We start from the raw sequence: 9,903 nt of genomic DNA on the forward strand, positions 1-9,903 counted from the left end.
GGCGCTCAGGCTATCGCATTGACAGGCAGGAGCAGCTGCCTTGCTGAACATCCAAAAGGCCGCGGGATCCTTGGGGGAGTAACCCTCTTGCACAGATCCTGAGGCCTGCGCGATCACTGCGGGCTTGCCAGCGAACACGGGCGAAGCCCGTGCCATCCCCTGTCGCGGCAGATGGCCGTGCCTACACCCACCGCGCCTTGCCAATCGCTTTCGCTGCGTCTACCAGGCGTTGGGTTGCCTGCCGGATCTCATCCGCATCCAGCGAAGCAAACCCCAGGCGCAAGGCGTTCTCGGCATGGCCAAACGGTGAAAACTGTCGCCCGCTGCGCACCACCAGGCCCAGCTCCAGCGCTTTGTCGACCAACTGATCCACGTTGATCCCATCGGCAAACCTCACCCACAGCGCCAGACCACCTTCTGGCGCCTGCACGCTGATCTGCTCACCGAACGCATCGCGCAAACACCCCAACAAGGTCTCACGCCGGCGCCGGTACTCGCGGTTGACCCGGCGCAGGTGTTTCTTCAGCTCGCCATCATTGATCAGGTCCGCCAACATCTGCTGCATGACTGCATCGCCCTGCCCCAGGGTCAGCATCGCCCTGCGTTCCAGCACGGTTGTCACTTCCACCGGTGCCACGATATAGCTGCAACGGAACGTGCTGCCCAAAGGCTTGGACAGTGAGCCAATGTAAATCACGTGCCGTTGATGGCGGTCGCTGGCCAACGGCAGATAAGGCCGCCCGGCAAAGTGGTATTCGTAGTCGTAATCCTCTTCGACCACGCAAAAGGCATGCTGGCGCGCCAGCTCCAGCAACTGTTGCCTGCGCCCGGCTGGCAGGCTGACCGTGGTCGGGAACTGGTGATGGGGTGTTATGTACATCATCCGCACCTTGTGCTGCCGGCACAGGGCCTCGAGCTGATCGACCCGGCACCCCTCATGGTCCAGCTCCACGGTCACCAGGCGGGCACCCAGCTGACGGAAGATCTCCCACGCAGGGGGGTAACTCAGGCGCTCGACCAGCACAACGTCACCCGGCTTGAGCAACACACTGGCCACGAGGGACAGCGACATCTGCACCCCCTGGGTCAGGCAGATATGCTCGGCGCCAACGTTCAGGCTGCGATTGTGCCGCAGCATGTCGGCCAGGGCGCTGCGCAGATTGCGGCTGCTGCACTCGCTGCCGTGGCGCACGCTGTTGCTGGTGAAGCTGCTGCGCAAGGCATTGCGGTAATAGCGGTGCAGCACAGCCTGTGGCAGCAGCCGGTGGTCACAGGCGCCGTTGTCGAAGAACAAGGCCCCCGGCCGCCCTTGCTGCGCTACAGCCTGTTCGTTCGCCTTGAAGTAGGCAACGGCAGGTTCCTCTGGCAGCGCCAGGGCAAAAGGCTGCACGGCACCGGGCACGGCCGCTGTGCCTGGCGCCAGTTGCTGGCTGACAAAGGTGCCCCGGCGTTGCACGCTTTGCAGCCAGCCTTTGGTTTCGGCTTCCTCATAAGCAAGGATCACGGTCTTGCGATTGACGTTCAGCAGTTGCGCCATCTCCCGCGTGCCCGGCAACGGCGTGCCAGGGCGCAGGCGACCCTCGCTGATTGCGGCCACCAGCCCTTCGACGATCTGCCGGTACGAAGCCTGTGCCCCATCGAGTTTGAGCAGTGGCTGCCATTTACGAAGCTGGACCATATGAAATATCCAAAACTGGAGGTTCTGCTGGTCCTGGACTATAGCAACAATCGAACCTCCATTTGCCCCGAGGTGCTCATGCAAAGCCGCCACGTCATTGAATTGTCGCCCTCGGGCAAAACCTTCGAAGCCAGCCAGGAGCTGCTGCTCGATGCCATGCTCGCCAGCGGCCTGCCGGTACCCTTTTCCTGCCGCCGCGGCACCTGCGGCTCGTGCAAGGTCAAGGTGGTATCGGGGCAGCATCAGGACAAGCAGCGGGATGCGGACACACCGCCGCCTTCCTATCCCTTGGCCGCCGACGAGATGTTGCTGTGCCAGAGCCACGCCTGCAGCGACATGCGCCTGGAAATACCCGGCTGGTCACTGGACGCACCAGCACTGGAAACCCAGGCACAGGTGGTTGGCAAGCGCGCGCTGAGCGCAGATATCGTCGAACTGGTGCTGCAGCCTGCTCAGCCGCTGGAGGTGCGGGCGGGCCAGTACATGCGGTTTCAGTTGGGCAACGGCGACAGCCGCTGTTTCTCCATCGCCAACCTGCCTGCCCAGGAACAAGGGCAACTGGTGTTTCACATCCGCAAGGTCAGCGGCGGCCTGTTCACCGAAGGTTTGCTGCCCACCCTGCAAGCAGGTGCAACGGTAAAGCTCGAAGGCCCGCTGGGCGCCTGTACCTGGCAGCACGATGACCAACGCCCGCTGATCCTTTTCGCCACCGGCACAGGTTACGCCGGCATCAAGCCGCTGCTGCTGACGGCCTTGGCCGGCGATGCCGACGTCACGCTGTACTGGGGCGGCTCATCGCCGGCGGATTTTTATGACCGCGAATTTCTCGACGTGTCCAGCAGTGTGCACCCACACTTCCACTGGCAACCGGTACTCTCGGCCCAGGCCCGTATACAGCAGGTGGCGCTCAGCCAGACGCATCGCTGGGGCGAAGCCCAGGTCTACGCCTGTGGCAATGCCACAATGATCAGCCAGACTCGCGAGCAATGCCTTGCGGCAGGGGTACAGCCCCATCGTTTTGTGGCCGAGGCCTTTGTCGCCAGTGGTGCACTGACAACGCAGGCTTCAGCAGCCAGCACGCTGCACCCTGAGCTGGAAAAGGTCGGCCCACGTTATTCGCTGGACGGCATGCTCGCGGCCCGCGAACAGTCGGTGCGGGCCGTGGCCGCCATTGCCAGCCAACTGCAGGTCGGCATGACCACCGCACAGGCACTGGAGATGGCCGCGCATACCCTGCAGGCGATGGGCGCCTCACACACCTGGCACCCCACCTACATCCGATTTGGCGATGATACCGTGCGTACGCCACGGCAAGGCATTGACCTTCAACGTGCGCTACGCGCCACGGACATCGTCGTGGTCGACGTTGGCCCGGTATGGGATGGCTATGAAGGTGATTATGGCGATACGTTCGTGTTTGGCCAGCACGCCCTGCACCACGCCTGCGTGAAGGCACTGCATGAAGTGTTCGACGAGACTCGTCAGGCCTGGGGCCGCGGGTTGACCGGGCGAAAACTGTATGACTTCGCCGAGCGCAGTGCCCAGGCCAAAGGTTGGCAGCTGGAGCGCAACCTGGCCGGGCATCGCATCGCCGACTTCCCGCATGTGTTGTACAGCCAGGACAAGCTGGCCGAGGTGGAGATTGTCCCGAGCGAGGTGGTATGGGTGCTGGAGATACAACTGTGCCACCCTACCGAACCTGTCGGGGCATTCTTCGAAGACATCCTGATTGACGAACGCAAGCCGGGCGCTGCCACGGCAGCTTGAGGCCGCCAATCAAAGCGCAAGCTGTGTACCTCAGGTTAACGCCTCAAGGCTCGGCCCTTGAACCCGTAACAAGTTAAAGTTGGCAGCACAAGGAAACCATACAAGGACGATTACCATGCAAGTACGCACGCTCACCCCTGACGACCTCCCCCAGGCCTGCGCCTTGTGCATGGATGCCTTCATGCAGGCGGTCGCGCCCACGCTGTCGGCGCAAGGTATCGAAACCTTTACCCAGGTGTCGGCACCCCAGGCGTTTGCCGAGCGCATGCAGGGTGACAACCTCATGCTGGCCTGTTTTGTCGAAGGCGCTATCGCAGGGCTGATCGAGCTCAAGGAAGGCCGTCACGTTGCGATGCTGTTCATTGCACCAGGCCTGCAACGCCAGGGCATAGGCAAGCGCCTGATGAACGCAGCACTGGAGCATGCCAGAACTGAGGTGGTGACGGTAAAGGCATCATTGTCTTCTGTACCCGCTTACCAACGGTACGGCTTTACCCCGGCAGGCGACGTGGGCGAGCTTGCCGGGCTGGTGTATCAGCCGATGGAAAAGCGCCTGCCGTAAGCAGCGCAAGGCTGCTCCACAGCGGGCGCATGGTCGTCAGCCCATCTGCTGCCACAAGATCAACAACCCGGGCACCCAGGCTGTGAAGATCGCGCACAGCAAGGTCATTGCCGCCACCAGACGCTGGATCTTCCTGGCCAGCGCCAGCAGCAGGAAAAAGCTGAACCACAACACCGTCCACGCCGCCCAGTTCAGCACATCCCACACCCTCAACAGCCCTTCGGCGCCAGGGATGGAGCTGACTGTCACCACCAGCGCCGTCACGCTGACGAACAGGCAGAACCAGCCTAGCCCGCGTCCATCTACCTGCAGCATCTGGTTGGCGGCCACCCACAGGTAGGTAAAGGCGAACAGGAGGGTCAAGGCTCCGGCCTTGATGCCTTCGTCCGAGCCCACCACGAAGATCAGGTAGACCGCCACCAACAGGCTGAGCAAACCGACAAACAGGTTGATCACCGTCACTTCGCGGTCGGTGATACGCCCCATCAGCCAGATGCTGTTGATGAACAACACTGCACCCACATACAGCAGAACCAGTCCGTACAACATGGCAACCTCTTCTCATTCGAATTGTTTTAGGGTTTTTCTTGCCATTTCCAGCATCGACAACCGCTGTTTCATCGCCTCTTTCGACAAGTAGGCATGGGCTTCAGGCTCCTGCCAGCCCTGGGCCGCCATCAGCAGGACCTTGGCTTTGTTGATGTCGGCCTGGTGCTCCAGACGCTCCTGCAACTGGGCATTTTTCTGCATCAAGCGGGCCTGGGCCTCACTGTTGCTTCTGGCGCACACCAACGCCGGAAGCACCTTGTGGTTGTCCAGCGGCAGCACCATCACGCCGTGACACCCCAGCTCCAGGATTTGCGAAAGAATGGTCGGGCTCTCGTACTCCACCAAGGCGATGGCGGTCAGGCGTACGCCGCCCTGGGCCAGCAGCTTGCCCAACTCGGCATGGTGGCGGCCTTCGAACACCCCGCAAAACACCAGGTCAGTGTGGGTGTCGAAGGCCTTGGGCGGTGGCCAGCACTGCTTCACCGAGCAGCCGATACGCATCAGTTGCAGTACCAGGGCATCAGTGATTTCACTGGGCGGACAAACAATGCCCACGTGCAGTTCACGCAGCGTGTTCAGGATGTTCGAAGTGCTCATGAGGGGCCGCCTCCCATCATGCTCGCAGTCCAGTCGTCCAGGTTGTGAACCACCACATAGGGGTCAGGACGGATGGTCGTAGGCGATTGCCATTTGATGCAGATCTGCCCGCTTGCATCGATCTCGCCAATGCGTGAAAACAGGTGCGAATGGTTGTTCTGCTGCTCCACCTGCACCCTGCCCTGGGGGCTATCCATGCTCGTGTGGTACAGGTGATTGCGGATCACTTCCACCTCCAGGCTGCCGGTGGCATTCACCGCCTGGCACAGCATGCGCATCTGGCAATACGCCGCCTCGGCCCAAGCAGTGATGCGCACATCGGCCGGAAAGAACGCACGGCACTGACTGACGAATGCATTGCTTTGCGGCGACTCGACGCTGGTGAAGTACGGTGCCACGACGATGTTGCCGTGAGCCACCTCGGCCCCCATTTCGGCAATTTCTGCCTCGCTGGTAGTCAAGCTGGCGATCGGCGGCCGAGGGCCATTGCCATAGCGCTGTGCTATTGCTTGATAGAAGCTTGCCGTCCCCGTACCGACCACGGTCGAAAACACCACATCCGGGGCAGAACGTACCACTCGCTCGACCACCAGGGCCAAGTCATCGGCCGAGGGGTACAGGGGCATGTAGGCTTCTTCCACCACTTCGCCGCCATGCTGCTTGTACAGGTGACGCATGACATGGTTGCTTTCCCGCGGGTAGATGTAGTCGGAACCGACGAAGGCGACCCTGGCGCCGTAATGACGTGTCAGGTATGCCGCCAGCGGCGCGCTGTTCTGGTTGGGTGCCGGGCCGCCGTAGATGATATTGGGCGAGTACTCGAAGCCCTCGTAGGGCGTGGGATAGAACAGCAAGCCATCGGCGCGCTCGATGACGGGCATCACGGCTTTGCGGGTGTGCGACATGTAGCAGCCGAGCATCAGGCGCACGCCGTGGTTGCGCACATAGTCGTCACACAGGTTGCGATAACGGTCCGGGTCGCCTCCGGGGTCGCCGACCAGGGTCAGCACCGGCTGGCCGAGCACTCCCCCCTCGCGGTTAACCTGTTCTACCGCCAGCAGCGCGCCACAGCGCTGCGAGCGTTCAATGGCTGCGGTAACGCCGGTTTCGGCGAACAGCAAACCCACCTTCAATTGCCTGTCTTGTCTACTCATCACACCATCCTGTGACAACCATCATGTCGGCAACGAAAAACGGATGCGCCCGCGCTCGAGGTGGCCGGCCACCGTCATGCACGTCACTTCTGCCCGGCATGGGATGCGGTTACCGAGCAAGTACTCGGCCAGTGGCACTTCCAGCTCATGGCGGATAAAGCGCTTGAGCGCACGCGCGCCAAACTCCAGGTCATGGCCTTCGCTGGCCAGCTTGCCAACCACCGCAGCATCCAGCTGCAGGCGGCAGTGATGCTTGGCAAGGCGCCGGTTCAGGCGTGACACCTCCAGTTCAACGATGCGCTCGCCCACCTCCTGTTCGATGGCATTGAACACCACGGTGCTGTCGATGCGGTTGACGAACTCGGCAGAAAAACGCTTCACCAGGCGCCGCCGCACCAGACCCGGCAAACGCTCGCGGCGCGCTGCCTGCAGGCCAAGCAGGCGCCGCAGCGACGCCAGCGGGCCCAGCCGGTGCTGGCGTATCTCGTCTGCCGCCAGGTTGCTGGTCATGAACACCAGCGTGTTACGAAAATTGAAGCTCTTTTCACCGGAGGCCAAGCGCAGCAGGCCGTTGTCAAACACATTGAGCAGCGCCTGGGACACCTCCTTGCTGGCCTTTTCCAGCTCATCGAACAGCACGATCCCCGGGCGTCCCTGGCTTCCGTCCAGCAGCGCCTGGTCGAACAGCGTGCGGCCCTCCTTGGCGCCAGCATAGCCCGGTGGCGCGCCGGTCAGGGCGGCGGCGTAGTGTTCCTGGGCCAGCGTATTCATGTCGACCCGGCAGTAGGCATCGGCATCACCGTGCAGGGCGCGGGCCAGGGCACGCACGACCTCGGTCTTGCCGACTCCGGTCGGGCCGAGGAACAGTGCCGTGAACAGCGGCCGGCGCGGGTCGAGAATATCCGCCCGCACCACCGTGAGCACATCTTCGATGGCCTGCAAGGCTTCGTCCTGGCCCAGTACTTCGTTGCGTACTACCTGCATGACGGCAGCGACATCGAAGCGGAAACGCGACTGCAGGGTGTCTTCGCTACGCTGGTGGGTCTCGACGATTGCCCGGGTGTGGCAGTTTTCGGCATTCAGTGCAGCGCTGGAGGACGCATCGCGACGCGTCTGCTCCAGCAGGTCGTTCAGGAACGGCATGGTCTTCCCCTCGCTTTGTGAAACAGCGTGCCCGCAGGCACGCTGGGCAAGCCCGTCAGCGGGCTTCCTTTTCCTTGGCATCGTAGGGAAGACTGCCGACCGGGCACTGCGCCACCCCCGAGGTGCGCCGGGTCAGGGCCTCGACGTCCTCGCGGGCCTTCTCGGCATCCAGCACCCAGGTGCGATAGAACTCGAATGGGCATTCGGCAATGCCGCGGTCGCCGTCGCCAGACAAATGCATACCGCTGTAGCCACGGTGCAGGATCTTGTACAGGTGGTTTTGCGACTGGTCGTTCTGCCGCGCATCGCGAATTTGCGAGATCGACAGCTGAGCGTACTGGATACCCATCTCCTCTTCACCGCACTCGCCAAGTGTACGGCCATCGAAACCGATGATTGCCGAGTGACCGAAGTAGGAATACACACCATCGAAGCCCGCGGCGTTGGCCACTGCAACATAGCAGTTGTTAGCCCACGCCATGGCCTTGGCCATGAGCACCTGCTGGTCCTTGGCCGGATACATGTACCCCTGGCAGCGCACGATCAGCTCGGCGCCTTTCATGGCGCAATCGCGCCAGATTTCCGGGTAGTTGCCGTCATCGCAGATGATCATGCTGATCTTCAGGCCCTTGGGGCCATCGGCAACGTAGGTCTGGTCGCCCGGGTACCAGCCCTCGATCGGACACCAGGGGATGATCTTGCGGTACTTCTGCACGATCTCGCCGTTGTTGTCGATCAGCACCAGGGTGTTATAGGGGGATTTGCGCGGGTGCTCTTCATGGCGCTCGCCGGTCAGCGAAAACACGCCCCAGACGTTGGCCTTGCGGCAGGCCTGGGCGAACACTTCGGTTTCCACGCCGGGTATGGCCACGGCGGTTTCCATCATTTCGGCCGGGTCATACATGATGCCCTGCAGGCTGTACTCCGGAAAAATCACCAGGTCCATGCCCGGCAGCCCCTGCTTCATGCCGACAATGATGTCGGCGATTTTTCTGGCGTTTTCGAGCACTTCATCGCGGGTATGCAGGCGCGGCATCTTATAGTTGACCACGGCGACGCCGACGGTGTCATTGCTGCTGGAAATATCACCATGACGCATGTTGACCACCTCTTGTTGTTATTTTTCAGGGACGAAAAAAAGCCCTCTCCGCATGCGGAGAGAGCTCATTTGCTCTTTGGGGTTCGGTGTGGAGGCCGCGACATCGCCATTGATGCGCGGCTCCTGACAACCAACGGTATATGCCGGGTGTGGCGGCTTGTCAACCCGCCATCAACCGTTGCCGCTTCAGGCGCCGAGTGAGCACAGCACGCTTTGCAGCTTGTCTCGGGTGGTATTCGTGCACGCCTGCATGGGCTCGCGCAGCTCGTCTGCAATCAAGCTTTGCAGCTGCAACGCCGCCTTGACCACAGCCGGGTTGGGCTCGGTAAAAGCCACCTTGATCCAGGGCAGCAACTGGTAGAACGTACCACGCGCGGCGGCCCAATCGCCGCTGTCGACCTGCTGCACCATGCGTACGTACAGGTCGGCGCGCACATGCGCGGAGGCTGAAATGGCCCCAGCCCCACCCAGGCACAGGTTGTTGAAGATCTGCAGGTCTTCACCGGCCAGCACCTGGGCGTGGCCGTCCTCGATCAAGGCCATGGTCGTCTCGCTGTCACCGCCACAGTCTTTCACCGCTGCAATGCGTGGATGGCGCACGATACGGCGCAGGGTTTCACGTTCGATACGCACACAGGTGCGGTAGGGAATGTCGTAGACGATCACTGGCACGCTGGCGGCATCGGCCACGGTGGCGAAGAAGGCTTCGATGCCAGCCTGCGAAGGGCAGATGTAGCAAGGTGCGGGAACCAGCAGCCCGCCAATGTCACGCTGCTGGATTTCAGCCTGGAAGGCCAACAGCTCGCGCAGGTTGTAACCTGACAGGCCCATGACCACCCTGCCCGGCTCCACCCAGGCCAGCACGGCATCCAGCACCGCCAGTTGCTCGACCTTGGACAATGCCGCCGCCTCACCCGTGGTACCGCACACCACAAAACCGGCCACACCGTCTTCGAGCAGCTTCTTCACCAGCTTTTCCAGGCCTGGGAAGTCGATTTCATTGGCGCGCATTGGCGTGACGAGGGCGATCCAGATACCACGGAAATTCGACATGCAAAAACTCCTGATGTTGACCGAAAGTCAGCGTCAGCAGGGCGAAGAGTGGAGGTGGTGGCAGGGATACCTGGCGCCTTCTGTCTCGTCAGCCCACCTGACGAGACAGCGCGCCTCGGTCAGATGAGCGGCTGTTTCTTGGATTTCTTGGCAACGGCAACGCACGCGCCTGCCTGGGCGATGAAGCCCGAAGCGGAAATGGCGTGGTTGGATGGGGACATGCTGGCAAGCCCGTTGCGTAGGTATGGCTGGATAATGGTGGGGCGGCGTGCCTGGTGTCAACCCTTGGCCCGCATCGCCC

9 protein-coding genes are annotated in these 9,903 nt (G+C 62.0%); 2 read left to right on the top strand and 7 right to left on the bottom strand.

Translation table 11 applies throughout. The annotated features are described in order from the left end of the window. Positions 1-181: 181 nt before the first annotated feature. Positions 182-1,678, bottom strand: a complete 1,497-nt coding sequence (locus ACF8GF_RS15835; RefSeq protein WP_392487526.1) for a PLP-dependent aminotransferase family protein — start codon at positions 1,676-1,678, stop codon at positions 182-184. Here ACF8GF_RS15835 and ACF8GF_RS15840 point away from each other — a divergent pair, their 5' ends adjacent. Together ACF8GF_RS15840 and ACF8GF_RS15845 are read left to right on the top strand one after the other, a co-directional pair. Next, complete coding sequence (locus tag ACF8GF_RS15840) at positions 1,679-3,445, top strand: M24 family metallopeptidase (RefSeq protein WP_392487527.1); 1,767 nt, start codon at positions 1,679-1,681, stop codon at positions 3,443-3,445. 115 nt (positions 3,446-3,560) lie between these two features. Further along, positions 3,561-4,007 carry a GNAT family N-acetyltransferase gene (locus ACF8GF_RS15845; protein ID WP_176684129.1) on the top strand — a complete coding sequence of 149 codons (447 nt, stop codon included), beginning with the start codon at positions 3,561-3,563 and terminating at the stop codon, positions 4,005-4,007. A gap of 36 nt (positions 4,008-4,043) precedes the next feature. Here the strand turns inward: ACF8GF_RS15845 and ACF8GF_RS15850 are convergent, their stop codons facing one another. From ACF8GF_RS15850 to dapA, 6 genes are all read right to left on the bottom strand, one after another. Beyond that, a complete protein-coding gene (locus ACF8GF_RS15850) occupies positions 4,044-4,556 on the bottom strand; it encodes an AmiS/UreI family transporter (RefSeq protein WP_209966662.1) in 513 nt (170 codons plus the stop codon). Between the two features lie 12 nt (positions 4,557-4,568). Then, on the bottom strand, positions 4,569-5,153 hold the full coding sequence (locus tag ACF8GF_RS15855) for an ANTAR domain-containing response regulator (RefSeq protein ID WP_012052055.1): 585 nt from the start codon (positions 5,151-5,153) through the stop codon (positions 4,569-4,571). After that, positions 5,150-6,307 (bottom strand): transporter substrate-binding domain-containing protein, encoded by a 1,158-nt coding sequence (locus ACF8GF_RS15860; RefSeq protein ID WP_392461232.1) that lies wholly within the window; start codon positions 6,305-6,307, stop codon positions 5,150-5,152. Before ACF8GF_RS15860 ends, ACF8GF_RS15855 begins: the two co-directional genes overlap by 4 nt. A 21-nt stretch (positions 6,308-6,328) precedes the next feature. Further along, positions 6,329-7,450 carry an AAA family ATPase gene (locus ACF8GF_RS15865; protein WP_176684132.1) on the bottom strand — a complete coding sequence of 374 codons (1,122 nt, stop codon included), beginning with the start codon at positions 7,448-7,450 and terminating at the stop codon, positions 6,329-6,331. Between the two features lie 55 nt (positions 7,451-7,505). Continuing rightward, a complete protein-coding gene (locus ACF8GF_RS15870) occupies positions 7,506-8,549 on the bottom strand; it encodes an aliphatic amidase (protein WP_176684133.1) in 1,044 nt (347 codons plus the stop codon). Between the two features lie 186 nt (positions 8,550-8,735). Further along, positions 8,736-9,602: a 4-hydroxy-tetrahydrodipicolinate synthase gene (gene dapA / locus ACF8GF_RS15875; protein ID WP_392487528.1), complete on the bottom strand. Its 867-nt coding sequence runs from the start codon at positions 9,600-9,602 to the stop codon at positions 8,736-8,738. Between the last annotated feature and the right edge of the window lie 301 nt (positions 9,603-9,903).

The organism is Pseudomonas sp. yb_5, assembly GCF_043103865.1.
Classification (GTDB): Bacteria; Pseudomonadota; Gammaproteobacteria; order Pseudomonadales; family Pseudomonadaceae; genus Aquipseudomonas; species Aquipseudomonas putida_Y.

Coding starts and splice junctions, on each gene's coding strand:
- ACF8GF_RS15835 (WP_392487526.1), bottom strand. CDS start 1,678: ATGGTCCAGCTTCGTAAATGGCAGCCACTGCTCAAACTCGATGGGGCA.
- ACF8GF_RS15840 (WP_392487527.1), top strand. CDS start 1,679: ATGAAATATCCAAAACTGGAGGTTCTGCTGGTCCTGGACTATAGCAAC.
- ACF8GF_RS15845 (WP_176684129.1), top strand. CDS start 3,561: ATGCAAGTACGCACGCTCACCCCTGACGACCTCCCCCAGGCCTGCGCC.
- ACF8GF_RS15850 (WP_209966662.1), bottom strand. CDS start 4,556: ATGTTGTACGGACTGGTTCTGCTGTATGTGGGTGCAGTGTTGTTCATC.
- ACF8GF_RS15855 (WP_012052055.1), bottom strand. CDS start 5,153: ATGAGCACTTCGAACATCCTGAACACGCTGCGTGAACTGCACGTGGGC.
- ACF8GF_RS15860 (WP_392461232.1), bottom strand. CDS start 6,307: ATGAGTAGACAAGACAGGCAATTGAAGGTGGGTTTGCTGTTCGCCGAA.
- ACF8GF_RS15865 (WP_176684132.1), bottom strand. CDS start 7,450: ATGCCGTTCCTGAACGACCTGCTGGAGCAGACGCGTCGCGATGCGTCC.
- ACF8GF_RS15870 (WP_176684133.1), bottom strand. CDS start 8,549: ATGCGTCATGGTGATATTTCCAGCAGCAATGACACCGTCGGCGTCGCC.
- dapA (WP_392487528.1), bottom strand. CDS start 9,602: ATGTCGAATTTCCGTGGTATCTGGATCGCCCTCGTCACGCCAATGCGC.